The organism is Streptomyces sp. NBC_00667, from assembly GCF_036226825.1.
GTDB lineage: Bacteria > Actinomycetota > Actinomycetes > Streptomycetales > Streptomycetaceae > Streptomyces.
In genome coordinates this window covers 1,472,831-1,498,755 of record NZ_CP109022.1, presented here as the reverse complement: position 1 = coordinate 1,498,755, position 25,925 = coordinate 1,472,831, and the positions used below count along the sequence as shown (strand labels likewise).

At 73.4% G+C, this 25,925-nt stretch carries 25 protein-coding genes; 16 read left to right on the top strand and 9 right to left on the bottom strand.

The annotated features are described in order from the left end of the window. The first annotated feature begins 64 nt into the window (after positions 1-64). The 7 genes from OHA81_RS07230 (at position 65) to OHA81_RS07200 (ending at position 6,736) form a co-directional block, all read left to right on the top strand. On the top strand, positions 65-1,033 hold the full coding sequence (locus OHA81_RS07230) for a helix-turn-helix transcriptional regulator (protein WP_329193870.1): 969 nt from the start codon (positions 65-67) through the stop codon (positions 1,031-1,033). 8 nt (positions 1,034-1,041) lie between these two features. Then, positions 1,042-1,275, top strand: coding sequence for a hypothetical protein (locus tag OHA81_RS07225; RefSeq protein ID WP_329193869.1), 234 nt, complete (start codon positions 1,042-1,044; stop codon positions 1,273-1,275). A gap of 26 nt (positions 1,276-1,301) precedes the next feature. Further along, on the top strand, positions 1,302-1,502 hold the full coding sequence (locus tag OHA81_RS07220; protein ID WP_329193868.1) for a hypothetical protein: 201 nt from the start codon (positions 1,302-1,304) through the stop codon (positions 1,500-1,502). Positions 1,503-1,710: 208 nt separating this feature from the next. After that, complete coding sequence (tatA, locus tag OHA81_RS07215; RefSeq protein WP_329193866.1) at positions 1,711-2,004, top strand: Sec-independent protein translocase subunit TatA; 294 nt, start codon at positions 1,711-1,713, stop codon at positions 2,002-2,004. A gap of 56 nt (positions 2,005-2,060) precedes the next feature. Continuing rightward, positions 2,061-3,017 (top strand): twin-arginine translocase subunit TatC, encoded by a 957-nt coding sequence (gene tatC, locus OHA81_RS07210; RefSeq protein ID WP_329193864.1) that lies wholly within the window; start codon positions 2,061-2,063, stop codon positions 3,015-3,017. A gap of 110 nt (positions 3,018-3,127) precedes the next feature. Beyond that, positions 3,128-5,980 (top strand): DEAD/DEAH box helicase, encoded by a 2,853-nt coding sequence (locus OHA81_RS07205; RefSeq protein ID WP_329193862.1) that lies wholly within the window; start codon positions 3,128-3,130, stop codon positions 5,978-5,980. Between the two features lie 90 nt (positions 5,981-6,070). Beyond that, complete coding sequence (locus OHA81_RS07200; RefSeq protein WP_329193861.1) at positions 6,071-6,736, top strand: TetR/AcrR family transcriptional regulator; 666 nt, start codon at positions 6,071-6,073, stop codon at positions 6,734-6,736. Positions 6,737-6,748: 12 nt separating this feature from the next. Here the strand turns inward: OHA81_RS07200 and OHA81_RS07195 are convergent, their stop codons facing one another. From OHA81_RS07195 to OHA81_RS07185, 3 genes are all read right to left on the bottom strand, one after another. Continuing rightward, a complete protein-coding gene (locus OHA81_RS07195) occupies positions 6,749-7,711 on the bottom strand; it encodes a pseudouridine synthase (RefSeq protein WP_329193859.1) in 963 nt (320 codons plus the stop codon). Positions 7,712-8,145: 434 nt separating this feature from the next. Further along, complete coding sequence (locus tag OHA81_RS07190; RefSeq protein WP_329193858.1) at positions 8,146-8,985, bottom strand: siderophore-interacting protein; 840 nt, start codon at positions 8,983-8,985, stop codon at positions 8,146-8,148. Between the two features lie 49 nt (positions 8,986-9,034). Further along, on the bottom strand, positions 9,035-9,940 hold the full coding sequence (locus OHA81_RS07185) for a 5'-3' exonuclease (protein ID WP_329202055.1): 906 nt from the start codon (positions 9,938-9,940) through the stop codon (positions 9,035-9,037). A gap of 200 nt (positions 9,941-10,140) precedes the next feature. Between OHA81_RS07185 and OHA81_RS07180 the strand changes: the two genes are divergently transcribed. Both OHA81_RS07180 and OHA81_RS07175 read left to right on the top strand, forming a co-directional pair. Beyond that, entirely contained in the window at positions 10,141-10,776 is a 636-nt protein-coding gene (locus OHA81_RS07180; RefSeq protein ID WP_443056460.1) for a helix-turn-helix domain-containing protein, read from the top strand. A 17-nt stretch (positions 10,777-10,793) separates the two neighbouring features. Then, positions 10,794-11,504 carry a helical backbone metal receptor gene (locus OHA81_RS07175; RefSeq protein WP_329193857.1) on the top strand — a complete coding sequence of 237 codons (711 nt, stop codon included), beginning with the start codon at positions 10,794-10,796 and terminating at the stop codon, positions 11,502-11,504. On the opposite strand, the gene OHA81_RS07170 is transcribed toward OHA81_RS07175, so the two are convergent. Beyond that, positions 11,501-12,619, bottom strand: a complete 1,119-nt coding sequence (locus OHA81_RS07170) for a TDT family transporter (RefSeq protein WP_329193854.1) — start codon at positions 12,617-12,619, stop codon at positions 11,501-11,503. The two genes, OHA81_RS07175 and OHA81_RS07170, sit on opposite strands and share 4 nt — an antisense overlap. Positions 12,620-12,689: 70 nt before the next feature. Here OHA81_RS07170 and OHA81_RS07165 point away from each other — a divergent pair, with 70 nt between their 5' ends. Beyond that, on the top strand, positions 12,690-13,613 hold the full coding sequence (locus tag OHA81_RS07165) for a LysR family transcriptional regulator (protein WP_329193852.1): 924 nt from the start codon (positions 12,690-12,692) through the stop codon (positions 13,611-13,613). A gap of 133 nt (positions 13,614-13,746) precedes the next feature. On the opposite strand, the gene OHA81_RS07160 is transcribed toward OHA81_RS07165, so the two are convergent. The 3 genes from OHA81_RS07160 to OHA81_RS07150 form a co-directional block, all read right to left on the bottom strand. After that, positions 13,747-14,478, bottom strand: a complete 732-nt coding sequence (locus OHA81_RS07160; RefSeq protein WP_329193850.1) for a gamma-glutamyl-gamma-aminobutyrate hydrolase family protein — start codon at positions 14,476-14,478, stop codon at positions 13,747-13,749. A 44-nt stretch (positions 14,479-14,522) separates the two neighbouring features. Next, positions 14,523-15,992, bottom strand: a complete 1,470-nt coding sequence (gene eat, locus OHA81_RS07155; protein ID WP_329193848.1) for an ethanolamine permease — start codon at positions 15,990-15,992, stop codon at positions 14,523-14,525. Between the two features lie 159 nt (positions 15,993-16,151). After that, positions 16,152-16,898: a FadR/GntR family transcriptional regulator gene (locus tag OHA81_RS07150; RefSeq protein ID WP_329193846.1), complete on the bottom strand. Its 747-nt coding sequence runs from the start codon at positions 16,896-16,898 to the stop codon at positions 16,152-16,154. 77 nt (positions 16,899-16,975) lie between these two features. Here OHA81_RS07150 and OHA81_RS07145 point away from each other — a divergent pair, with 77 nt between their 5' ends. The 4 genes from OHA81_RS07145 (at position 16,976) to OHA81_RS07130 (ending at position 21,955) form a co-directional block, all read left to right on the top strand. Further along, a complete protein-coding gene (locus OHA81_RS07145) occupies positions 16,976-18,349 on the top strand; it encodes a glutamine synthetase family protein (protein ID WP_329193844.1) in 1,374 nt (457 codons plus the stop codon). Positions 18,350-18,389: 40 nt separating this feature from the next. Beyond that, positions 18,390-19,760 carry an aldehyde dehydrogenase family protein gene (locus tag OHA81_RS07140; protein ID WP_329202051.1) on the top strand — a complete coding sequence of 457 codons (1,371 nt, stop codon included), beginning with the start codon at positions 18,390-18,392 and terminating at the stop codon, positions 19,758-19,760. Positions 19,761-19,766: 6 nt separating this feature from the next. Next, positions 19,767-20,561, top strand: a complete 795-nt coding sequence (locus tag OHA81_RS07135; RefSeq protein WP_329193842.1) for a 3-oxoacyl-ACP reductase — start codon at positions 19,767-19,769, stop codon at positions 20,559-20,561. A 98-nt stretch (positions 20,562-20,659) separates the two neighbouring features. After that, the gene (locus OHA81_RS07130) at positions 20,660-21,955 is read left to right on the top strand and encodes a haloacid dehalogenase-like hydrolase (protein WP_329193840.1); all 1,296 of its coding nucleotides are present in this window, start codon (positions 20,660-20,662) and stop codon (positions 21,953-21,955) included. A gap of 9 nt (positions 21,956-21,964) precedes the next feature. Here OHA81_RS07130 and OHA81_RS07125 read toward each other — a convergent pair whose 3' ends face one another. Further along, a complete protein-coding gene (locus OHA81_RS07125) occupies positions 21,965-22,468 on the bottom strand; it encodes an FBP domain-containing protein (RefSeq protein WP_329193838.1) in 504 nt (167 codons plus the stop codon). A gap of 141 nt (positions 22,469-22,609) precedes the next feature. Then, positions 22,610-23,803: an amino acid deaminase/aldolase gene (locus OHA81_RS07120; protein ID WP_329193837.1), complete on the bottom strand. Its 1,194-nt coding sequence runs from the start codon at positions 23,801-23,803 to the stop codon at positions 22,610-22,612. Between the two features lie 154 nt (positions 23,804-23,957). On the opposite strand from OHA81_RS07120, the gene OHA81_RS07115 reads away from it, so the two are divergent. After that, positions 23,958-24,749: a hypothetical protein gene (locus OHA81_RS07115; RefSeq protein WP_329193835.1), complete on the top strand. Its 792-nt coding sequence runs from the start codon at positions 23,958-23,960 to the stop codon at positions 24,747-24,749. Beyond that, the gene (gene mycP, locus OHA81_RS07110; protein WP_329193834.1) at positions 24,746-25,924 is read left to right on the top strand and encodes a type VII secretion-associated serine protease mycosin; all 1,179 of its coding nucleotides are present in this window, start codon (positions 24,746-24,748) and stop codon (positions 25,922-25,924) included. Before OHA81_RS07115 ends, mycP begins: the two co-directional genes overlap by 4 nt. Position 25,925 lies beyond the last annotated feature (1 nt).

Below are 25,925 nucleotides of genomic sequence, written 5' to 3'. Positions count from 1 at the left end.
GCCGGGGAATTTCCGTACCGCTCGGATGTCATGAACGCACGCCCTGAGGGGGAGACGTACCAGCATGGCTGCGAACGCCATTGACCAGACCCGCCGGATGCTGTCCCTGGTGACGTATCTGCGCGAACGCCCCGGGGCGCACGTCGCCGACGTCGCGCGCGCCTTCGGGATCACCGAGGACGAGCTGATCTCGGACCTCGACGTGCTGCCCATGTGCGGGACCAGCTTCCGGGGCGGGGACCTGCTCGACATCGACACCGACGGGGAGCGCATCTGGTGGCGCAACCCCGACGCGTCGGGGGAGTCGACGGCGGAGCCGCTGCGGCTGGCCGCCGACGAGGCGACCGCGCTGCTGGTCGCCGCCCGCGCGGTGGCGACCCTGCCCGGGCTGCGCGCGAGCGACCGGGACGCGCTGCTGCGGGCCACCGCGAAGCTGGAAGCGGCCGCGGGCGAGGCGGCGGGGGCCAGCTCCCGGCTGTCGGTGACGTTCGAGTCCGAGGGCGGGGTCTTCGCGGACGTGGACCGGGCCATCGCGGAGCGCCGCCGACTGTGGCTGCGCTACTACTCGCCCGCCCGGGACGAGCTGACCGAGCGCAAGGTCGACCCGATCAGGCTGTTCGCGGTGGGCCACACGTACATGGAGGGGTGGTGCCACCTGTCCGAGGCCCGGCGCACCTTCCGCCTGGACCGGGTCGCGGAGATCCGGCTGCTGGACGAGCGGGCCGAGCCGCCCGCGATCGAGCCGCGCGACCTGTCCGAGGGGCTGGTCCAGCCGGCCGCGGAGGACCCGGAAGTCGTGGTCGAGGTCGGGCCCGGCGGGCGCTGGGTCGCCGAGTACTACCCGCACGACAGTGCCGAGGAGCTGGCCGGGGGCGGCCTGCGGATCACCCTGCGCAGCCCCGATCCGGCCTCGCTGCGCCGCCTCGCGCTGCGGCTGGGCCGGGAGGGGCGGATCGTGTCGCCCCCGGAGCTGGCGGAGAGCGCGTGCAGCGCCGCACGAGCGGCACTCGCGGGATACGGGGAACAGGGCTAGGGGGAGCGATGCCGTCATCACCGGGGGGCGGTCCGGTCACCTTCAAGGCGGGGTGCCCGCAGTGCCGGGGGCGTTTCGAGCTCGCGGCGGGCGCGCTGCGCCTGGCGATCGGCGGCAGCCGCCGCAGCACGTTCTACTCGTTCACCTGCCCCCAGTGCGGGGCGCAGGTGCGCAAGCCCGCCGGGGAACGGATCGTGGAGCTGCTGACGGGCGGCGGGGTGAGCACCCTGCGCAGCGTGTGAGGCGGTGCCGGCGCTAGGCTCCTCCCATGCTGTGGCCGATGCTCGCAATTGCCCTGGGTTTCCTCGGTCTCGTCGTGCTGGCGGTGCCGGCCGTGCGGGTCTTCCTGGAGGTGCGGCGGCTGTCGGCCCAGGTGGCCGAGGCCAGCCGCCGGGTCACCGAGGCCGCGGGCGACCTGGAACGGGCCGCCTCGGACCTGGCCAGGGCCGGCCGGGCGGCGAGCCGGTAGGCGTACCCTCGTAGCAACCTGGCGTACGGGGCCGTACCATCCCCGCACCGACCCGGGTCCGCCCACCCCCCTCGGGGCCGGGACGACCCCGGGGCATTGCCGGGCGTTAACCCCTGGGGGTTACGATCCATGCAGGAGCGGTGGCGGGATCCTCGTCCCGGCCCGCCCGCCACCCAACCAGCCGTTTCGGTGAGAAGGAAGTCAGCCCATGATCGGCAATCTGAAGCCTCTTGAGATCCTCCTGATCATCGCCGTGATCTTCCTGCTGTTCGGCGCCAAGAAGCTCCCCGACATGGCGCGCTCCCTCGGCAAGTCGGCCCGCATCCTCAAGAGCGAGGCCAAGGCGATGAAGCAGGACGGCCAGGCCGAGGAAGCCGCCGCCGCCCCCGTCGCGGACCAGGCCCCGCAGCAGCCGGCCGCTCCGCGCACCATCCAGGCCTCTCCCGGTGACGTCACCAGCGCCCGTCCGGTCGGCGAGCCGAACCGCACCACCCAGGGCTGACGGCCCGCGGCCGCACCGGTCACGCCAGTCATCTGCAACGAGACAAGGGACGTGGGTTGCTCAAGTCTGCCCGCAAGCAGGGTCAAGCGCACAAGGACGCCGAAGGGCGGATGCCCCTTGTCGAGCACCTGCGTGAGCTGAGAAACCGCCTGATGAAGTCGGTCCTGGCGATCCTCGTGATCACCGTGGTGGCGGCCTTCTTCTACAAGGACCTCATCGACTTCATGCTCAAGCCGATGCTGGACTCCGTGGGCTGTACCAACGGGGTGGTCTCGCAGCGCAACGGCCGTCCCTGCGCCGACATGACCGTGAACGGTCTCATCGCACCGTTCTCGATCGCCCTCAAGGTCTCGCTCACCGCCGGTGTGGTGCTGTCCGCACCGGTGTGGCTCTACCAGCTGTGGGCGTTCGTCGCCCCGGGTCTGCACAGCCACGAGAAGAAGTACGCCGTCGGCTTCGTCGCGGCCGGAGCGCCGCTGTTCGCCGCCGGCGCCGTCCTCGCGTACAAGATCCTTCCGCAGACCGCGATGATCCTGCTGGAGTTCACCCCCGACAACGCGCGCAACCTGCTGCCGGTCGACGACTACCTCGACCTCGTCACGCGCATGGTCGTGGTGTTCGGCCTGGCCTTCGAGCTGCCGCTGCTGCTGATCCTGCTCAACTTCACCGGTATGCTGACCGCGAAGCGGCTGGCGAGCTGGTGGCGGATCATGGTGCTCGGCATCACGATCTTCGCGGCGTTCGCGACGCCCACCGGTGACCCGCTCACCATGATGTCGCTGGCCGCCCCGATCATCGCCCTGTACTTCGTCGCGCTGGGCCTCTGCCTGATCAACGACCGCAGGCGCAAGCGCCGCAACCCCGACGCGGGCCTGGACGACGACGAGGCCTCCGTACTGGACCTGACGCCCGCGCCCATCGGAGCGGTGGAGGCGGCCCCGGCCCCCTCGGCCCTGCCCGGGCAGGCCGACGGCGGGCGTGAACGGATCAACGGGTACGACGACGCGACCTGACGGTTCCCGGGCCGCCCGGCCCGGTCATCGGGCCGGTCGTCGGGCCGGTCATCGGGCTCCCGTTAAAGATCCGACTGTTGTCACAGGCGGCGGGTAGGCTCGAAGACAAGATGACCGAAGAACTCTCACCCGCGCAGCGGTACGCCGCCGCCCGGATCCGCGCCGCCGAAGAGGCCACCGCCCTGGCTCCCTTCCGCAAGATGTACGAATTCGGCCTGGATCCGTACCAGGTCGAGGCCTGCCGGGCCCTGGAGTCGGGCAAGGGCGTCCTCGTCGCCGCCCCCACCGGGTCGGGCAAGACCATCGTCGGCGAATTCGCCGTGCACCTCGCGCTGCGGCAGGGCCGCAAGTGCTTCTACACCACGCCGATCAAGGCGCTGTCCAACCAGAAGTACGCCGACCTCGTCAAGCGCTACGGCGCCGACAAGGTCGGCCTGCTGACCGGCGACAACAGCGTCAACTCCGAGGCGCCGGTGGTCGTGATGACCACCGAGGTGCTCCGCAACATGCTCTACGCGGGCTCCCAGTCGCTGCTCGGCCTCGGCTACGTGGTCATGGACGAGGTGCACTACCTCTCCGACCGGTTCCGCGGAGCCGTCTGGGAGGAAGTGATCATCCACCTCCCGGAGTCGGTGACCCTGGTCTCGCTCTCCGCCACCGTGTCCAACGCCGAGGAGTTCGGCGACTGGCTCGACACCGTGCGCGGCGATACCGAGGTGATCGTCTCCGAGGAGCGGCCCGTGCCGCTGTGGCAGCACGTCATGGCCGGCCGCAAGGTCTACGACCTCTTCGAAGAGGAGTCCGACCACGGCGGCCGCGGCTCCGCGCGCCGCGAGGTCAACCCCGACCTGCTGCGCATGGCGCGGGAGGAGAACAGCCGCACGTACAACCCGAAGGAGCGGCGGCGCGGCAAGATGGTCCGCGAAGCGGACCGCGAGCGCGAGCGGCGCTCCCGCGGCCGGATCTGGACCCCGAGCCGGCCCGAGGTCATCGCCCGCCTCGACAACGAGGACCTGCTCCCCGCCATCAACTTCATCTTCAGCAGGGCCGGCTGCGAGGCCGCCGTCCAGCAGTGCCTGTACGCAGGGCTGCGGCTCAACGACGACGGCGCCCGCCTGCGGGTCCGGGAGATCGTCGAGGAACGGACCTCCTCCATCCCCACCGAGGACCTGCACGTCCTCGGGTACTACGAATGGCTCGAAGGGCTGGAGCGGGGCATCGCCGCGCACCACGCCGGCATGCTGCCGACCTTCAAGGAGGTCGTGGAGGAACTCTTCGTCCGCGGCCTGGTCAAGGCCGTCTTCGCCACCGAGACCCTCGCGCTCGGCATCAACATGCCCGCGCGCACGGTGATCCTGGAGAAGCTGGTCAAGTGGAACGGCGAGCAGCACGCCGACATCACCCCCGGCGAGTACACGCAGCTCACCGGCCGGGCCGGGCGGCGCGGCATCGACGTCGAGGGCCACGCGGTGGTGCTGTGGCAGCGCGGCATGGACCCGGTGGCGCTCGCCGGGCTCGCCGGCACCCGTACGTATCCGCTGCGCTCCAGCTTCAAGCCCTCGTACAACATGGCCGTGAACCTGGTGCAGCAGTTCGGGCGGCACCGCTCGCGCGAGCTGCTGGAGACCTCGTTCGCCCAGTTCCAGGCGGACCGCTCGGTCGTCGGCATCTCCCGGCAGGTGCAGCGCAACGAAGAGGGTCTGGACGGCTACCGGGAGGGCATGACCTGCCACCTCGGGAACTTCGAGGAGTACGCGCGGCTGCGCCGCGACCTCAAGGACCGCGAGACGGAGCTCGCCAAGCAGGGCGCGGCGCAGCGGCGGGTGCAGGCGGCCGGCTCGCTGGAGAAGCTCAAGCCGGGCGATGTCATCCACGTGCCGACCGGCAAGTTCGCCGGGCTCGCGCTCGTCCTGGACCCGGGCATGCCGGCCGGGCGGTCCAACGGCCACCGCGGGTACGAGTACACCGAGGGGCCGCGGCCGCTGGTGCTCACCGTGGAGCGGCAGGTCAAGCGGCTCGCCGCGATCGACTTCCCGGTCCCGGTGGAAGCCATCGACCGGATGCGGATCCCCAAGACCTTCAACCCGCGCTCCCCGCAGTCCCGTCGGGACCTGGCTTCGGCCCTGCGGGCCAAGGCCGGGCACATAGTCCCCGAACGGCGGGGACGCGGGCGGGCCGCGGCGGCCGACGACCGCGAGATCGCCCGGCTGCGCGCCGAACTGCGGGCGCACCCCTGCCACGGCTGTGACGAGCGCGAGGACCACGCCCGCTGGGCGGAGCGCTACCACCGGCTCAAGCGTGACACCGTGCAGCTGGAACGGCGCATCGAGGGGCGCACGAACACCATCGCCCGCACCTTCGACCGGATCCACGCGCTGCTGACCGAGCTGGACTACCTGCGCGAGGACGAGGTCACCGTGCACGGCAAGCGGCTCGCCCGGCTGTACGGGGAGCTGGACCTGCTGGCGTCCGAATGCCTGCGCGAGGGCGTGTGGGAGGGGCTGAACCCGGCCGAACTGGCCGCCTGCGTCTCGGCGCTGGTGTTCGAGGCCCGCCAGTCCGACGACGCGGTGGCGCCCAAGGTGCCGGGCGGCGCGGCGAAGGCGGCGCTCGGCGAGATGGTCCGGATCTGGGGCCGGCTCGACGCGCTGGAGGAGGAACACCGCATCAACCAGGCGGAGGGCGTGGGCCAGCGCGAGCCGGACCTCGGCTTCGCGTGGGCCGCCTACCAGTGGGCGTCCGACAAGAGCCTGGACGAGGTGCTGCGCGAAGCGGAGATGCCCGCGGGTGACTTCGTACGCTGGTGCAAGCAGGTCATCGACGTGCTCGGGCAGATCGCGGCGGCGGCGCCCCCGTCCTCCGCCCCGCCGTCCTCGCAGAGCGGCAGCACGGTGGCGCGAAATGCCCGCAAGGCCGTGGACGCCCTGCTTCGGGGTGTCGTGGCCTACAGCTCCGTCGGCTAAGCGGATTTGGGTCTTCCTCCGAGAGGCGGGAGGGCCGGATCTCATCTCTTGCCATGATCGATCGAACGTGTCCTGTGCGACGATCGAAACATGAGTGGGGGAACGGACGAAGGGCCGAGACGGGTCGGTCGGCCACGCGCCGATCAGCACAGACGGCACAGCGGCCGACCGCCGCGCGAGGAACTCCTGTGCGCGGCGGCCGAGCTGTTCACGGTACGGGGCTACGCGGCGACCACCACGCGGACCGTCGCCGAACGGGCCGGAATGCGCCAGGCGACGATGTACCACTACTTCGCGGGCAAGGAGGAACTCCTCGCCGAGCTGCTGGAGTCCACGGTCGCGCCCTCACTGGCGCTGGCCCGCCGGCTGCTGGCCGATACCGCACTGCCCGCCGCGCGGCGGCTGTGGGAGCTGTGCCGCTCCGATGTGCTGCTGCTGTGCGGAGGCCCGTACAACCTGGGCGCGCTCTACCTGTTGCCGGAGGTGGGCGGAACACGCTTCACCCGGTTCCACCGGATGCGCGCGGAACTGCGCGACGCGTACCGGGAGTTGTTGCGGGCCACCTCCGTCGGGGCCGAACTGGCCGGTGACCGGGACGGGTTGGCCCTGCGCAACGACCTCGTGTTCGGCCTCATCGAGGGGGTCATGCTCGTCCACCGCTCCGACCCGGCGCGGCCGGTCGCGGCCTTCGCGGAAGCGGCCGCGGACGCGGCGTTGCGGGTCGCGGGGGTCAGGGAGAAGCCGTCGGGCCCCTGAGGCCGTTCGGGTTCAGGAGCCGCCTTCCCAGCCGGGCAGGTCGTCCCAGGCCTGCAGGGTCAGCCCGCTCTCCAGGCTGTGGGCGGCGCCGGTCAGGGGGTCGGTGAACGCGAGGCGCCGGGCCAGCAACTGGAGCGGACGCCGGTAGTCCGCCGGATCCGCGGCCGCGGTGACCACCGGATAGACCGGGTCGCCGAGGATGGGCAGGCCAAGGGCGTTCATGTGCACCCGCAGCTGGTGGGTGCGACCGGTGTGCGGCGTCAGCCGGTAGCGGCCCAGCCCCCCGCGGGCGGCGAGGAGTTCGACGACGCTCTCCGCATTGGGTTCGGCGCCCGGGACCTCCACCGCCGCCATCTGACCGCGGACCTTCTCGATGCGGCTGCGCACCGTACGCGGGAGGCGGACCTGCGGATCGTGGTGTGCGACGGCCTCGTACTCCTTGAACACCTTCCGCTGCTCGAACAGCGACTGGTAGGCGCCCCGGTCCTCGGGGCGGACGCTGAACATCACCAGTCCGGCGGTCAGCCGGTCGAGGCGGTGCGCCGGGCTGAGGGCGGGCAGGTCCAGCTCGGTGCGCAGCCGCGCCAAGGCGGTCTGGAAGACGTGGCTGCCGCGCGGGGTCGTCGCCAGGAAGTGCGGCTTGTCCACGACCAGCAGGTGCTCGTCGCGGTGGACGACGCGGATCGGGAACGGCACGACCGGCTCGGGCGGCATGTCCCGGTGGAACCACAGGAAGGCGCCCGGCTCGTACGGGTCCCGGGGGCGCAGGACGCGGCCGCCGGGCCCCAGCACCCGGCCCGATTCCAGCAGCCGCGCCATGGACTCGGCGCCGCGGGTGCCGGCGTAGCGGGCGGTGAGGTAGGCGCCGAGGTCCGGCCACAGGCCCTCCGGGTCGGGAGGCAGCCGCAGGCGGACCGGGTCGATGCCGGCCCGCTGGGGCAGGGGTGCGGGAGGGATGTGGGATCTGCGTCTCATCGGGGTCCAGCGTAGGCCCTGTCCGGGCGGCTACCGGCGGGCGAAGGTGCGCCGGTGGACGGGGTCCGGGTGATCGCTGCGCGGGGCGCCGTCGGTGACGGTGGCGCCGCGCCCCCTCCGTCGGCGGGGCTGGGTGGGTGCGGCGCCGTCGCGCGGAGCGGGCCCGGCTGCGCCGGGCTTTGCGGGGCTCCGCCCCGCGACCCCGCGCCTCAAACGCCGGCGGGGCTGGAGGTGGCGGCCCGGCGCCTCAGGTGTCGGCGGGGCTGGATGTGACGCCGGCGGGGCCGGATGTGACGCCGCGGGGCTGGAAGTGGCGGCCCCGCGCCTCAGGTGTCGGCGGGGCTGGATGGGGTGGTCCGGCGCCTCAAGTTTCGGCGGGGCTGGAGGTGACGCCGGGGGCTGGGTGGGGTGGCCCGGCGCCGCGATCCTGGGGGTCAGGCGGCTGCGGCGGGTTCTTGTTCGGCTTCTACCTTGGCGTTCCAGTCGCGCTTGATCGCCCGCCAGGCCTCGTCCGTCTGGCCCAGGCGCCAGTAGCCGGAGATCGAGAGGCGTTCGCGGGGGATGCCGCGGGTCACGCGGAGGTGGTGGCGGAGGTCCTTGACGAAGCCCGCCTCGCCGTGGACGAAGGCGTGCACGTCGCGGGAGGGGAACTCCAGCGCCGAGACCGCCTCCACCAGGGCCTCGCCGATCGGGCGGTCGCCGCGGTGGAGCCAGACCGGGACGACACCGTCCGGGGTGGCGATCTTCTGCTGGTCGGCGGGTCCGTCGATCTCCACGAACGCGTGCACCACCGCGCCGGCCGGCATCCGCTCCATCGCCGCGCCGATCGCCGGCAGCGCGCTCTCGTCACCCGCCAGCAGGTGCCAGCCCGCCGTCGGCATCGGGGCGTACGCGCCGCCGGGGCCGAGGAAACGTACCTCCTCGCCCGGCTGGACGGAGGCCGCCCAGGGGCCGGCGAGGCCCTCGTCGCCGTGTACGACGAAGTCGAGGGTCAGCTCCCCGTGTACCGGGTCCCAGTTGCGGACGGTGTACGCGCGCTGGCGCGGCCACTCCTCGCGCGGGTGCTCGGCGCGGATCCGCTCCAGGTCCCAGGGCGTGGCGTAGGTGACGCCCTCGGGGGCGAAGAGGAGCTTCACGTAGTGGTCGGTGAACTCGCCCGCGCCGAATCCGGTCAGCCCGTCACCGCCCAGCACCACCCGCACCATGTGCGGCGTCAGCCGCTCCGTGTGTACGACGACGGCGGTGCCGACTGTGCGGGCGCGTCCTTCTGCCACGGCGTCTCCCCTGACTCCCCAGAAACTTAGGTTCCCCTAAGTTAGCATCTCATCGCCGGAGTGCGCTGCCCAGACGTGCCACCGCTCCGCCCAGACCCCATCGGCGGGCCAGCGCCTCGACCATTTCAGGATGCGCCGGCGCCGTCGGGAGCGCCGGGTCGAAGGCGGGCAGCGGGACGTCCGGGGCGACCTTGACCACCTTCGGGGCCACCGCCAGGTAGGGCCGGGACTCGTCCAGCCGCTTGCGCTGCGTCGGGGTCAGCTTCGACCTCGGGTCGTCGATCGCCGCGATGATCCCCGGCAGGCCGCCGAACGCGTCCAGCAGCTTGGCCGCCGTCTTCTCGCCGATCCCGGGGACACCCGGCAGGCCGTCGCTCGGGTCCCCGCGCAGCAGCGCCAGGTCCGCGTAGCCGGGCCCGTCCACCCCGTACTTCTCCCGCAGCCACGCCTCGTCCGTGAGCTGGAGCGAGCCCACGCCCTTGAGCGGGTACAGCACGCGGCGCTGCTTCTCGTCGTCGATGAGCTGGTACAGGTCCCGGTCGCCCGTGACGATGTCCACCGGGCCCGTGGCGCGGGCCGTGAGGGTGCCGATCACGTCGTCCGCCTCGTACCCGGCGACGCCCACCCGCGCGATCCCGAACGCGTCCAGCGCCGCTTCGATGATCGGCACCTGCGGGGTCAGCGTGTCGGGCGTCTCCTCCACGTCGGGGCCGTCCGGCGTCTCCTGCGCGACCCGGTGCGCCTTGTAGGAGGGGATCAGCTCCACTCGCCACTGCGGCCGCCAGTCGGCGTCCATACAGGCCACCAGGTCGTCGGGGCGGTGGTCCTGGACCAGCCGCCCGATGAAGTCGAGCAGGCCGCGCACGGCGTTGACGGGTGTGCCGTCCGGGGCCTTCACGGAGTCCGGCACGCCGAAGTACGCGCGGAAGTAGAGGGAGGCGGTGTCCAGGAGCATCAGGCGTCGTGTCGTCACGCTGACGATGATGCCGCAGCCGCCCCGGCGGCCCGCCGTCGGCGGCCGGTCCTGCCGTGAACGCGATTTGGGGGGCGGTTGCTGCGTAAGGTGCTTACAGCACACCGATGTGCGACGAGTGGACCACGGGCCGGCCGGCCCCGGCCCGCGTCGGAAACCCCCTAGGGGAGGGCAGCCCCGACATGAACGACAAGGACGGCAGGGACGGCAAGATCGGCACCGACGGCAGGGACGAGAAGGAGAAGGACGCCAAGGAGCAACCGCTTCGGGTGGGCGTCGCCGTACGCAAACGGCGCCGCGCCCTGCACCTGACCCTTGCCGTCGTATCGGCCCGCAGCGGCCTGTCCGTCCCCTTCCTGAGCCAGATAGAGAACGAGCGGGCCCGGCCCAGCATGCGTTCCCTGGAGCGGGTCGCGGACGCCCTCGAGACCACCGCCGTCGAACTGCTGGCCGCCTCCGACACCGCGCGCACGGTGGACCTGGTACGGGCCGGGGACGACTCCGGGCTGGCGCCCGCCCCGGGCGTGCGTCCCCTCGTACGGGGGCACCACCAACTGCACGCCCTGGAGTTCAGCGGGGACCAGGACGCCGGCCGCGAGTACCAGCACCGCAACGACGAGCTGATGTACGTCGTCGCGGGCGCCTGCCAGGTGGAGGCCGAAGGGCGGGCGTACCGGCTGGAGAGCGGCGACGCGCTGTTCCTGTCCGGCGGTGTGCGCCACCGCTGGCGGGCCGTGAGCGAGGACACCCGGCTCCTGGTCGTGGCGGTGGGCGAGCACATCCACGCCACGTCCGAGCCGCCCTCGCCGGAGCACTGAGCACAGTGCGGCGCGTCGTGTCGCTGGTGCCGTCGTTGACGGAGGCGGTGGCGGTGAGCGCGCCGGGCCGGCTCGTCGGGGTCACCGACTGGTGCACGCACCCCGGGGACCTCGCGGACGCGGTACGGATCGGCGGGACGAAGAACCCCGACGTGCCCGCGATCATCGGGCTGCGTCCGGACCTGGTCATAGCCAACGAGGAGGAGAACCGGCCCGCGGACCTCGCCGCGCTGGAGGCCGCCGGGGTGCGGGTGCTGGTCACCGAGGTCCGTACGCTGCCGCAGGCCTTCACCGAACTGGAACGCGTGCTGGTCGGGGCGCTGGGGCTGGCGCGGCCGGGCTGGCTGGACGACGCCCAGGCGGCGTGGGCCCGGGTGGTGCCGCTGCCCGCGGTGCGCGCGGTCGTACCGGTGTGGCGGCGGCCGTGGATGGTCCTGGGCCGGGACACCTTCGCCGGGGACGTCCTGGCCCGCCTCGGCGTGATCAACGTCTACGCCGGCCATGCCGGGCGCTATCCGCGGATCGGGCCGGACGAGCCTGCCGCCGCGGGCTGTGACCTGGTGGTCCTGCCGGACGAGCCGTACCGGTTCACGGCCGGGGACGGCCCCGAGGCCTTCCCGGGCCTGCCGGCCGCGCTCGTGAGCGGCCGGCATCTGACCTGGTACGGGCCCTCGCTGGTGCGGGCTCCGGCGGTGCTGTCGCAGGCCCTGGGGGCGGCGACGGCCTAGCGGGGCAGCAGCCGGCCGGTGAACAGGCCGCGCAGGGTGTGGGCGGTGGCGGCGAGCCAGGTCGTCAGCAGCGTCAGGAACAGGGCGGTGGCCAGCCAGGAGAAGGCGGTCAGGCCGGTGTGGCGGGCCAGGCCGGTGGCACCGGTCACGCAGGTGCCGACGGGGAAGGTCAGCGCCCACCAGGTCATCGCGAACCCCATGCCCGCCCGGGCCGCCCGGACCAGCATCGCGGCGGCGAGGGCCAGCCAGAGCAGGGCGAAGCCCGTCACGGGCACCCCGTAGACCACGGCGAAGGCGCCGAACGCGTGGGCGTAGGGCGCACCGATCGACAGCGGGGCCATGTCGGAGAGCTGGTTCACGGCGGTGGTCGACTGGCCGAGGGGACCCAGGACCAGGAACAGGGTCGGGGTCAGCGCAAGGGGCAGCGGCCCGCTGAAGACCAGGCGCCCGAAGACCAGGGGCAGCATCACCAGCGTGGCCAGCAGGCTCACGCCGAACAGGGCGTAGCAGCCCAGCAGCATCGCCTCGCGGGCCTGGCCGGCGGGCAGGTGGGGGATGAGCAGGGGGCCCACGGCGGCGGAGACCATGGGGGAGACCAGGGGCAGCAGCCACACGGGGGTGGCCTGGCCCGGCTCGATCCGGTGCCGCACCACCATCAGGTAGGGGACCAGTACGGCCATCAGCAGGCCGATCACGGTCCCGGCGGTGTACAGCACGGTGTCGGCGGCGACGGCCGCCGGGGTGCCGATGAGGTCCTTGCCGACGAGCAGGGTGCCGGCGCCGACGGCCAGCAGGGCCATCGCCAGGCAGCCGTAGAAGGGTGCCACGGCGGGGTCGAGGAGGTGGGTCCGCGCCTGGTCGCGGTGGTGGAGCCAGTGCCCGGCGCGTGCGGTGAGCAAGGCGGCGAGGGCCACGGCGGACAGCGCCCATACGAGCTGGCAGGCCACGCGCTGTCCGGGGAGCTGGTGGGGGAGGGTGGCGCCCGCGTTGGCGACGATCGCCGTGCCCATGACGCAGGCGTACCAGTTGGGACCGAGGTGGCGGAGCGCGGCGGCCTTGTGGGCGGGGTGCGCGGGTGCGGGGGTGGTGCGGGGTAGCACGCGGGTGGTGGCCATGGGCCCAGCCTCGGGTCCGGGGGCGGGCCGGGCCAGGGGGTGGTTTCGTATGACGGCATAAACTGCATTTATGGGTAACGAGGAAGTGGTGCCGCTGGCGCACCGGGTGCCGGACCTGGGCGCGCTCGAGCTGCTGCTCGCGGTCGCGCGGGTCGGCAGCCTGAGCGGGGCGGCCCGGGGGCTGGGCATCACCCAGCCGGCGGCGAGCAGCCGGATCCGGGCGATGGAGACCCGGCTCGGGGTGGCGCTGGTGGACCGTTCGCCGCGCGGCTCGACGCTGACGGCGCAGGGGGCGCTCGTCACGGACTGGGCGCGGCGGGTGGTGGAGGCGGCCGAGGCCTTCGACGTGGGCGCGCAGGCGCTGCGGGGGCAGCGGGATTCGCGGCTGCGGGTCGCGGCCAGCATGACGATCGCGGAGTACCTGCTGCCCGGGTGGCTGATCGCACTGCGGGGGCAGCGGCCGGGGACGGCGGTGTCGCTGCACGCGGGGAACTCGGCGATCGTGGCCGAGCTGGTCCTCGCGCACGAGGCGGACCTGGGGTTCGTGGAGGGGCTGTCCGTGCCCGAGGGTCTGGACTCGGTGGTCATCGCGCAGGACCGGCTCGTGGTGGCGGTGGCGCCGGGGCACGCGTGGGCGCGGCGCTCGCGCGGGGTGGAGGCCGCGGAGCTGGCGGCGACCCCGCTGATCCTGCGGGAGCGGGGGTCGGGGACCCGGCAGGTCCTGGACGCGGCGCTGGCCGCGTCAGGGGGGCTGGCGCAGCCCTTGCTGGAGCTGGCGTCCACCACCGCGGTGAAGTCGGCGGCGCTGAGCGGGGCGGGGCCGTGCGTGCTGTCGGAGCTGGCGGTGGGGGACGAGCTGGCGTCGCGGCGGCTGGTGGAGGTACCGGTGGCCGGGGCCGGGCTGGCGCGGGCCCTGCGGGCAGTGTGGCCGACGGGCGCCCGCCCGGCCGGCCCGGCCCGCGACCTGCTGTCCCTGACCCGCCGCCCGGCCTGACCGGGCCCCGCCCGGCGGAGCCTCGTGCGGGGGCCGCCCGGAACCCGCGGGGGCGCCCGGTGGCGCCCGTGCGGGGCTCGCACCGGGCCCGCCGGGGCGCCCGGGCGGCGGTCCGGGGTGGGCCGGGCCCGGGTTACACCGTCGCCGGGGTCAGCGCCGGGGCGGGGGTGGTGAGGTTGAACTCCGCCGCCGCGTCGATCAGGGCCGCCATCACGCGGGTGTCCTTGTCGCGCTCCGGGTGCCACTGGACGCCCACCACCCAGCGGTCCGGATCCGGGAGTTCGATGGCCTCGACCGTGCCGTCCAGCGCGTGCGCCGACACGACCAGCCCCTCGCCGAGGCGGTCCACCGCCTGGTGGTGGTAGGTCGGGACCTCCGCCTCCTCGGGGACCAGCGCCGCGTAGCGGGTGCCGGGGACCGGTCGGACCGGGTGCCAGGAGGTGACGCCCGGGGTGTGCACGTGGCCGTCGATGTGCTGGATCAGCGTGCCGCCCAGGGCCACGTTCAGCGCCTGCATGCCCCGGCAGATGCCGAGCAGCGGGGCGCCGGACGTCAGCGCGGCCCCGATCAGCGCGAGCTCCCACGTGTCGCGGACCGTCGCGGGGGCGCCCGTACGCGGATCGCGGGCCGCGCCGTAGCGCACCGGGTCCACGTCCGGGCCGCCCGCGATGACCAGGCCGTCCACCCGGCCCAGTACCTCCCCCGCCCGGGACGGGTCGTCCGGGGGCAGCAGTACGGCCGTACCGCCCGCGGCCTGGACGAGTTCGTAGTACCCGGAGGGGACGAGGGACGTGGCGAGGTCCCACACGCCGTAGCGGGTGGACTCCTCCACATAGGTGGTGATGCCGATGAGCGGCCTGGGCACGGTTCTACCTCCAGGAGGGCGGGATCCGAGTCAGCGTCAGGATTTCAGTCGCGGGTCAATTCCGCCTCGGCTTCGGCCAGCGCAGCGAACTCCTCCTCGGGTGCGGAGGCGACGAGACGGTGGCGGCTGTAGAAGGCGAAGTAGGCGAGGGCGACGGCGTAGACGGCCAGCGCGATGAACGCCGCGTCCTTGTCCACCAGGAAGGTGGCGACCAGCGCCGACAGGGCCAGCACGAACGCCACCGAGGAGGTGACGGCCCCGCCCGGCGTGCGGTACGGGCGCTCCAGGTCCGGCTCGCGGCGGCGCAGCACGATGTGGGACAGGGCCATCAGGGCGTAGGAGATGGTCGCGCCGAACACCGCGATGTTCAGCATGCGCGGGCCGTTCCCGGTGGCGGCGGCCAGGGCGAAACCGATCGCACCGGGGATCAGCAGGCCCAGGTAGGGGGCCTTGCGCTTCGAGGTGAGGGACAGGAATCGCGGCAGGTAGCCGGCCCGCGACAGCGCGAAGAGCTGACGGGAGCCCGCGTAGATGAGCGAGAAGAAGGAGGCCACGAGCCCGGCCAGACCGGCGTAGTTGACGAAGGTCTTGAGCCAGGACAGCCCCGGGTCGCCCTCCAGTGCGACGACCAGCGGGTTGCCCGCGTCCTTGATGGCGTCCGCGCCGCGCGCGCCGGTGGAGGCCAGGAACGTCATCAGGGCCAGCAGGACGAGGATGCCCATCGAGATCGACAGTGCGCGGGGCATCGAGCGCACCGGGTCCTTGGCCTCCTCGGCCGCCAGCGGAACGCCTTCCACCCCGAGGAAGAACCACATCCCGAAGGGGAACGCGGCCCAGATGCCGAGGAAGCCGAGCGGCAGCCACGAACTCGCGCCCGCGGCGCTGGTGTCGACGGCGATGTCGTCGAGGCGGGACGGGTCGAACTCGGTGAAGGCGCCCAGCGCGAAGACGACCAGGGCGAGCACGGCGACGGCGGTGACGACGAGCGAGAAGCGCAGGGCCTCGCCCACCCCCCACAGGTGGATGCCGATGAACACGGCGAAGCAGGCGAGGTAGACGGGCCAGCTGGAGGTCAGGCCGAGGAGGTGGAGCGACTCGACGTAGTCGCCGATGAAGATGGAGATCGCGGCGGGCGCCAGGATGTACTCGATGAGGATGGCCGTGCCGGTGAGGAAGCCGCCCCAGGTGCCCAGCGCCCGGCGGGCGAAGCCGTAACCGCCGCCCGCCGTGGGCAAGATGGCCGACAGCTCCGCGAGCGAGAACACCAGGCAGGCGTACATCGCGCCCATCAGGGCCGTCGCGATGGCGAGACCGCCGAACCCGCCCTGGGCGAGACCGACGTTCCAGCCGGAGAAGTCGCCCGAGACGACGTAGGCGACGCCGAGGCCGGTGAGCAGCAGCCAGCCGGCGCTGCCGCGGCGCAGCGTGCGGCGCTCCAGGTACGTGTCCGGGGCCTGCGGGGCCTTGGTGGTTGCGGGCGCGGCGGTCAGCCGGGCCTCGATGTCGTCGGCCATGTGCGCTCCTGCCTGGGGCAAGGTGGTGCAACGGGTGAGGGGGATGCGGCATGCAAAGGTTGTGAGGCGTACCTTTGCGTCATGCGGGTGGAGCGCGCAAGACCCTGGCGTTAAACGGGGGTTACGAAACGCTCTCGGCCGGGGTCCGCCCCTGACGGCTCACGCCAGGAAGCCCCGCAGCAGCGCGGCCGTGCCGCAGCAGTGCTCGCGCATCGTCTCGCGGGCCGATTCGGCGTCCCGCTCCAGCACCGCCTCGACGAGCGCGGTGTGCTGCTGCTGCGAGTGTTCGAGGTTGCGCACCAGCAGCGGGATGCAGTCCAGCAGGTCGTTGACGGTGGCCCGGACGGCTGCGTACTGGGCCGTCAGAGTGGGGGAACCGGCCAGTTCGCACAGGGTGAGGTGGAACAGGGTGTCCTGGCGGCGGTACTCCTGGAGCGGGGCGTCGTGGGTGGCCGCGAGGGCGCCGAGCAGCCGCTCCGTGCCCTCCTCGGTGAGCCCGTGCGAGGCGCACAGGCCGGCCGCGCCCACTTCGAGTACCTCGCGGAACCGCAGCGCGTCCTCGATGTCCACCCCCGCCACCCGGCGCCGCAGCTCCTGCTCGGCGCCGCCGGCCGGCGTGTCCGGGCGCGCCCGTACGAACGTCCCGCCGTAGCGGCCGCGCCGCGCCTCCACCAGGCCCTGGTCCTGGAGTACTTTCAGTACCTCGCGCAGCGTGACCCGGCTGATGCCCATCCGCTCGGCCAACTCCCGCTCGGGCGGCAGTCGTTCCCCGCCCGGCACCAGACCCAGCCGGACCACCTGGAGGATCTGCTCCAGCGCCTCCTCGAAACCGTTGCCCGCCCGCACCTGCCGCAGCACGGGATTCAGCCGCGCGATCGCGTCGCCCTCACTCGCCGTATCGGTCATCTGGGCTCCACCCCTTCCCAAGCAATGGTTCTGTTCAATACCTTAGGCCCACTCGGCTCACCGAAGGAGAGATTCCAGTGGTAGACCGCAAGCCGCCGCTCGCGCCCGAGGAGCTCCGCTCCCTGGTCGCCAGTGGCGAGATCGACACAGTCGTCCTGGCCTTCCCCGACATGCAAGGGCGGCTCCAGGGCAAGCGGTTCGCCGCACGGTTCTTCCTCGACGAGGTCCTCGACCTCGGCACCGAGGGCTGCAACTACCTCCTCGCCGTCGACACCGAGATGAACACCGTCGACGGGTACGAGATGTCCTCCTGGGACCGCGGCTACGGCGACTTCGCCATGCACGCCGACCTCGCCACCCTGCGCCGCCTCCCGTGGAACCCCGGCAGCGCCTTCGTCCTCGCCGACCTCGCCTGGAACGACGGCTCGCCCGTCGTCGCCGCCCCCCGCCAGATCCTGCGCCGCCAGCTGGAACGCCTCGCCGGACACGGCTACACCGCGATGGTCGGCACCGAGCTGGAGTTCATGGTGTTCAAGGACACCTACGAACAGGCGTGGAACTCCGGCTACCGCGGCCTGACCCCCGCCAACCAGTACAACATCGACTACTCGGTCCTCGGCACCGGCCGCATCGAGCCCCTGCTGCGCCGCATCCGCAACGAGATGCAGGCCGCCGGCCTGGTCGTCGAGTCCGCCAAGGGCGAGTGCAACCTCGGGCAGCACGAGATCGTCTTCCGCTATGACGAGGCGCTCACCACCTGCGACCAGCACTCCGTCTACAAGACGGGCGCCAAGGAGATCGCCGCCCAAGAGGGCGTCTCGCTCACCTTCATGGCCAAGTACGACGAGCGCGAGGGCAACTCCTGCCACATCCACCTCTCGCTCACCGACGCCGACGGACACAACGCGATGGCCGGGGGCGCGGACGGCGACGCACACGGCATGTCCCCCGTGATGCGCCACTTCCTGGCCGGCCAGCTCGCCGCGCTGCGCGACTTCTCCCTTCTCTACGCCCCGAACATCAACTCGTACAAGCGTTTCCGGCCCGGATCCTTCGCCCCCACCGCCGTGGCCTGGGGCGCGGACAACCGGACCTGCGCCCTGCGCGTCGTCGGCCACGGGCCCTCCATGCGCTTCGAGAACCGCCTCCCCGGCGGTGACGTGAACCCCTACCTCGCCGTCGCCGCACTGGTCGCGGCCGGGCTCTACGGCATCGAGAACCGCCTCGAACTGCCCGAGGCCTGCACCGGCAACGCCTACACCGCCGACTACGCGCACGTCCCCACCACCCTGCGCGAAGCCGCGGAACTCTGGGAGAACAGCGAGATCGCCAAGGCCGCCTTCGGCCCCGAGGTCGTCGCCCACTACCGCAACATGGCCCGCGTGGAACTCGACGCGTACGACTCGGCGGTCACCGACTGGGAACTGCGCCGCTCCTTCGAACGCCTGTAACTCCCCCTACGGAAAACATGTGAGGAACCACGTGTCCGATGTGCTGGCCCCTTCCGCTCTGCGCGTGCTGAATCCGGCCACCGAGGAACTCGTCGCCACCGTCCCGGCCGCCACACGGGACGACGTCGACGCCGCCGTCGCCAGGGCCGCCGCCGCACAGCGCGGCTGGGCGGCCGCGGCCCCCGCCGACCGGGCCAGGCTGCTGCGCCGCTTCGCCGCGGTGGTGGACGCGCACACCGAGGAACTCGCCCTGCTGGAGGTCCGCGAAGCCGGCCACACCATCGGCAACGCCCGGTGGGAAGCGGGCAACGTGCGCGACCTCCTCGAATTCGCCGCCGGGGGAGTCGAACGGCTCTCCGGCCGCCAGATCCCCGTCGCCGGCGGAATCGACGTCACCTTCCTCGAACCCCTCGGCGTCATCGGCGTGATCGCCCCCTGGAACTTCCCCATGCCGATCGCCGGCTGGGCCCTGGCACCCGCCCTCGCCGCGGGCAACGCCGTCATCCTCAAGCCCGCCGAGACCACCCCCCTCACCGCACTGCGCCTGGCCGCACTCGCCCTCGAAGCCGGGATCCCCGAGCACCTCTTCCAGGTGCTGCCCGGCCCGGGCACCGTCACCGGTGACGCGCTGGTGGAACACCCCGGAGTCGCGAAGATCGTCTTCACCGGCTCCACCGCGGTCGGCAAGCAGATCATGGCCAAATGCGCCGAGCGGGTGAAGCGGCTCACCCTCGAACTCGGAGGCAAGAGCCCCAACATCGTCTTCGCCGACGCCGACATCGAGGCCGCGGCGGCCGCCGCCCCCATGGCCTTCCTGGACAACACCGGCCAGGACTGCTGCGCCCGCACCCGCATCCTCGTCCAGCGCTCCGCCTACGACCGGTTCCTGGAACTCGTCGCCCCCGCCGTCGAAGCCGTTCGCGTCGGAGACCCCGCCGACGAGAAGACCCAGATGGGCCCGCTGATCTCACGGACCCAGCTCGAACGCGTCAGCGGGTACGTCACCGACGACCTCACCACCATCCGCGGCACCGCCCCCGAGGGACCCGGCTTCTGGTACCCGCCGACCCTCGTCACCGGCGTCGCCGCCACCGCGCCCGTCGCCGTCGAGGAAGTCTTCGGCCCGGTGGCCGTCGTCCTGCCCTTCGAGGACGAAGAGGACGCCGTACGGCTGGCCAACGCCACCGACTACGGCCTCTCGGGCTCCCTCTGGACCCGCGACATCGGCCGCGCCCTGCGCGTCTCGCGGGCCGTCGCGGCCGGAAACCTGTCCGTCAACTCCCACAGCAGCGTCCGCTACTGGACCCCCTTCGGCGGCTACAAGCAGTCCGGCCTCGGCCGGGAGCTCGGACCCGACGCCCTCACCGCATTCACCGAGACCAAGAACGTCTTCATCAGCACGGAGGCCTGAAAACCCATGTCCAGTCGAGTCAACGAAGAGATCGTCTGCCGCCGCCTGGTCGGCCGTACCGCCGTCATCACCGGCGCCGGCAGCGGCATCGGCCTCGCCACCGCCCGGCGCCTGGCCTCCGAGGGCGCCCACGTCGTCTGCGGCGACATCGACGAGACCGCCGGCAAGGCCGCGGCCGAGGAAGTCGGCGGCACCTTCGTCAAGGTCGACGTCACCAGCCCCGAGGACGTCGAAGCGCTCTTCAAGACCGCCTTCGACACCTACGGCTCCGTCGACATCGCCTTCAACAACGCCGGCATCTCCCCGCCGGACGACGACTCCATCCTCACCACCGGCCTGGAGGCGTGGAAGCGCGTCCAGGACGTCAACCTCACCTCCGTGTACCTCTGCTGCAAGGCCGCCCTGCCCTACATGCAGCGCCAGGGCCGGGGCTCCATCATCAACACCGCCTCCTTCGTGGCCGTCATGGGCGCCGCCACCTCCCAGATCTCCTACACCGCGTCCAAGGGCGGCGTACTCGCCATGTCCCGCGAACTCGGCGTGCAGTTCGCCCGTGAGGGCATCCGCGTCAATGCCCTGTGCCCGGGGCCCGTCAACACCCCGCTGCTCCAGGAACTGTTCGCCAAGGACCCCGAGCGGGCCGCCCGGCGCCTGGTGCACATCCCGCTCGGCCGGTTCGCCGAGCCCACCGAGATCGCCGCCGCCGTCGCCTTCCTCGCCAGCGACGACTCCTCCTTCATCAACGCCACCGACTTCCTCGTGGACGGCGGTATCTCGGGCGCGTACGTCACGCCCCTGTAGCAGCGCCGGTGCCGCCTGCGGCGGCCGGGCGCCGAGGGCGGCCCGGCCGCCGTGCTCCACCGCCCCGACGATCCCCGCAGAACAGGAGGTCCAGGCCCGTGACCCGACCCCTCCGCGCCGGGCGGCTCCAGGCCGTGGCGGCCGCCGTCACCCTGTGCGCCGGCGCCCTCGCGGCCACGGCGCCCGCCGCCCGGGCCGTGCCCGCCACCCACTGCACCACCCCGCAGCTCGCGGCCGGGTGGTACGGGGACAACCGGGCACGGCTCCAGCAGCTGATCGACCAGTACGGCACGTGCGCCCCGCACCGCCCCGCCCGCACCAGGCCCGTCGCCGTCTTCGACTGGGACAACACCGTCGTCAAGAACGACGTCGGCGACGCCACGATGTACTGGCTGCTGCGCCACGGCAAGATACGCCGCCCCGCCTCCGGCGACTGGTCCGCCACGAGCCGCTACCTCACCCCGGACGCCGTCGGGGCCCTCGCGGCGGCCTGCGACCCCCTCGGCCGCCCCGGCGCCCCGCTGCCCACCGGCACCCCCGCGGGCACGGCCTGCGCGGACGAGGTCATGGCCGTCTACGGCACCGCCACGACCAGGGCCGGCGCCCCCGCCTTCGCCGGCTGGGACCACCGCACGGTCGAACCCGCCTATGCCTGGCTGGCGCAGCTGACGCAGGGCTGGCGCCCCGCAGACGTCCGTGCGTTCGCGGCCGCCGCACGGGCCGAGAACCTCGCCGCACCGGTCGGCGCCACCCAGCGGGTCGGCAGCGCCACCGCCACCGGCTGGGTCCGCTACTACGACCAGCAGCGGGACCTGATCGACGGCCTGCGGAAGGCCGGCTTCGACGTGTGGATCACCTCGGCCTCGCCCCAGCCCGTCGTGGAGGTCTGGGCCAAGGGCGTGGGAGTCCGCGCGGACCACGTCATCGGCATACGCAACACCACCACCTCCGGCGGCAGGTTCACCTCCCGCCTGCGGGGCTGCGGGTCGGTGGAGGACGGCGCGGACACGATGATCACCTACATCGACGGCAAGCGCTGCTGGATCAACCAGGAAGTCTTCGGGGTGCGGGGAGCCGCCGCCGAGAAGGTCCAGCCCGCCGCCCGGCGCCAGGTCTTCGCCGCGGGCGACTCCGACACCGACGTGTCGTTCCTGCGCGACGCGACCGCGCTGCGGCTCGTGCTGAACCGGAACAAGAACGAACTGATGTGCCGCGCCTACGACAACAGCGACGGCAAGTGGATCGTGAACCCGGTGTTCATCGAACCGAAGAAGCAGAAGGACACCCCGTACCCGTGCGCGACGACGGGCTACGTCGGCCACGACGGCACCCCGAGCCCCGTCCGCCGGGCCGACGCGAGCGTCGTCCCGGACCAGACGGACTCGGTGTACTGACCGGCGGCGTCAGCCGGTGACCTTGGCGGCGAAGGCGTCCAGGTTGGCCTCGGCGCGCGCGACGCGCTCCTGCACGGACAGCGTCTCCTCGTAGCCGCGGGTACGCAGCTTCGGCTGCCGCTTGCCCCGCATGTAGAGGGAGCACGCCAGGTCGGCGCAGAGGTACGTACCCACGCTGTTGCCCTCCCGGCCGCGGGCCCCGGCCAGGGGCGCGACGAGGAGGGCGACACCGGAGGAGGCGTGCCCGGTCAGGCATATCTGGCAGATGCTGGACTTGAAGGCGCCCGCCCGGTTCGCGCCCGGGACCCGCAGGGTGATGCCGACGGGAGAACCGTCCGTACCGGGACGCACGATGTGGGCGCGCAGCGGCGCGCCCGGATCCACCCACCCGAGGAAGTCCAGGTCTTCCCAGGGGAGTTCGGCGAAGTCCAGGGGCAGCCTCAGCCGGGCCGCCTCGCCCTTGCTGCAGTTCACGAAGGACGAGCGGATCTGTTGTTCGGTGAGCGGGTCCATGGAGGGCACGTTACGTGCCGGTACGGACCGCGGTCATCCGGAATTCGCCGGGCTGCCGTCGCAGGCCCCGGCCCGCGGTCACCGGCACCTGCCGCGGTCACGGGCCCCGGCCGCGGGAGGCGGTCACGGGGCCGGCCGCGGTCACAGGAAGGTGCGGCCCTCGCCCCGGTAGGTCGGGACGGTGGCCGTCACCCGGTCGCCCTCGACCAGGTGCAGCGCGTCGAAGCGTTCGCACAGCTCGCCGGCCTTCGCGTGACGGAACCAGACCCGGTCCCCGATCAGCAGGTCGTCGGCCGGGCCGCCCAGCAGCGGCGTCTGCACCTCCCCGGCACCCTCCTGCGGGTCGTAGCGCAGCCCCCGCGGCAGGTAGGGCTCCGGCAGCCGGTCCGCTCCGGCCGCGCCGGAGGCCGGGTAGCCGCCGCCGAGCACCGTCACCACCCCGACGCCGGGCCTGCGCACCACCGGCTGGGCGAAGAGGGCCGCCGGACGGCCCCGGAACGAGGTGTAGTTGTCGAACAGGCGCGGTACGTACAGCCCCGACCCGGCGGCGATCTCGGTGACTGCTTCCTCCGCGGCGGTGTGCTGCACGCTGCCGGTGCCACCGCCGTTGACGAACTCCAGGTCCGGGACCACGGCCCGCACCGCCCTCACCGCCCCGGCCCGGCGGGCGGCGAGCTCCTTGCGCGCCGCGGCCTGCATCAGCCGGATCACCCGGGAGCGCACGGGGCGCCCCGCGAGGAGGTCACCGACCCCGGCGACGTGGCCCTCGTAGCCCATCAGCCCCACCACCCGGAACCCCGGACGGGCACCGACCGCGCGGGCGAGCGCGGCGAGCTGGTCCGGCTCGCGCAGCGGCGAACGGCGGGCTCCGACGCGGATCCTGCCGCCGAGCAGGTGCAGCGCGGTGTCCAGCTCCAGGCAGACGCGGATCTCCTGGGCGCCGCCGTCGCGCGCGCGGTCGATCAGCTCCAGCTGCGCCAGGTCGTCGACCATCACGGTGACGGCGGCGGCGAGCTTCGGGTCGCCGGCGAGTTCGGCGAAACCGGCGCGGTCGGCACTGGGGTAGGCGAGGAGCACGTCCTCGAACCCGGAGCGGGCCAGCCAGATGCTCTCCGCGAGCGTGTACGACATGATCCCGGCGAACCCGGGCCGGGCCAGCACCCGTTCCAGGAGCGCCCGGCACCGCACGGACTTGCTGGCCACGCGGACCGGTTTGCCGCCGGCCCGGCGGACCACGTCGTCGGCGTTGGCGTCGAACGCCTCCAGGTCGACGATCGCCAGCGGTGCGTCGAGATGGGCGGTGGCCGCGTCGTACCGGGCACGATCGGAAGTCATGGCGGCAGCCTGCCACGTGGGTGTACCCGTGGGTAGGGGTCCGCGGCGGTCCGTCGGGCCGTCCCGCGCCCGGGGGGACGCCCCCGTCGGGCCCGCGCGACCTCGTAGAGTGGGGACAAGGCCGCAGCGGACGAACGGGGGGCACAGCCGCCGGATGACGACGTCCACACCGCTGCCCGCGGACCTCACCGGAGCCGAAACGGCGCCGGCCACCGGCCCCCGCAGCCCCGCCCGGGTCACCGCCGCCGTGCTCTGCGCGCTGCTGGGCACCGGCCTCACCGCCGGGGCCGCCGCCTCCGCCTGGAACGACCACCGCGCCACCCGGCGCCCCGCAACCGCCGAAGCCGCCTACCGCGCGGCGGCGTCGCTGTGGCGCAACGCCCCGGCCGACCGGCTCCTGCCGCCCGTGCTGGAGGGCCCCGGCGACGGTCCCGGCGGCGCCGACCGTACCTGGACCCGGGTCGCCCTCGCCCCCGACGCCGACTGCGGCCCCGCCGCCCTGGGCGCCGACTGGCGCACCGCCCTGGCCGCCACCGGCTGCGCCCGCGTCCTGCGCGCCACCTACACCGACTCCACCCGCAGCTCCCTGGTCAGCGTCGGCCTCGTCTTCACCACCGCCGGCCCCGCCACCATGGACGGGCTGCGGGGGCGCCTCCCGGCCCCCTCCGCCTACGGCTTCACCGACCCCCAGCGGGCCACCTGGACCGCGAGCGTCGTCCCCGTGGCCCCGGCCGTGGTCTACGCCGTCTCCGCCTTCGCCGACGGCCGGGTCCAGGACGCGCCCCAGCCCGCCGAGGAGGCGGCCCGCCCCGGGGCCACCGGGGCGCCGGCCCAGGCCGGACTCGGCCACGAGGCCAAGGCCGTCGCCGGGCGGATCGAACGCGCCGTCGAGGACCTCGCCGCCCCGCCCGGGCGGCACCGCACGGACCCGGAACCCGCCGGATGAGCCGGCCCCGTACGGCCGCGGCCCTGGCCCTGGCCGCCCTCCTCACCGCCGCCACCGCCCACCCCGCGGCCGCCGACACCATCCGCGACCGCCAGTGGGGACTGCTCACCCTGCGCGCCGAAGAGGCCTGGGGCACCACCCAGGGCGAGGGGGTCACGGTCGCCGTCCTCGACACCGGTGTCGACGGCACCCACCCCGACCTCGCCGGCCAGGTCCTCGACGGTGCCGACCTCGTCGCCATGGGGGCGGGGCGCGGCGACCGCGCCTGGGCCCGCCACGGCACCGCGATGGCCGCCATCATCGCCGGGCGCGGCCACGGCCCCGACCGTGCCGAAGGCGTGCTCGGCGTCGCGCCGCGCGCCAGGATCCTCCCGGTCCGGGTCATCCTGGAGGAGAGCGATCCCGGCCGCGCCAAGGCCCGCGACAGCAAGTCGGGGGCCCTCGCCGAAGGCATCCGCTGGGCCGCCGACCACGGCGCGGACGTCATCAACCTCTCGCTGGGCGACGACAGCGAATCCGCCCACCACGAAGCCGCCGAGGACGAGGCCGTCCAGTACGCCCTGGGCAGGGGCGTGGTCGTCGTCGCCTCCGCGGGCAACGGCGGCGAGCACGGCGACCCCGCCTCCTTCCCGGCCGCCTACCCCGGGGTGATCGCCGTGGCCGCCGTCGACCGCAGGGGCAGGAAGGCCGGCTTCTCGACGCGCCACTGGTACGCCACCGTCAGCGCCCCCGGCGTCGACGTGGTCATCGCCGACCCCGACCGCAGCTACTACGAGGGCTGGGGCACCAGCGCCGCCGCCGCCTTCGTCTCGGGCACGGTGGCCCTGGTCAAGGCCGCCCACCCGGGCCTCTCCCCGGCGCAGATCAAGAAGCTGCTGCGGGACACCGCCTCGGACGCCCCGGCCGGCGGCCGCGACGACTCCCGCGGGTACGGAACGGTGGACGCCGCCGCCGCGCTGCAGGGCGCGGCCGGGCTCCGCCCGGAAGCCGCCCTGCCCGCCCCGGTCTCGGCCGGGCGCCCCTACTTCGGTCCCGGCCCGGAGCCGGCCGCCCGCTCCGAGCGCCGGCCGCGCCTGGGCGCCCCGGCGGCGGCCGCCGCGGGAGTGGCGCTGCTCGCGGTGGCCGCCGTACTGGCCCGGCGCCCGCGCGGCCCGCGGCGGGATAGGGTCGGGTAAC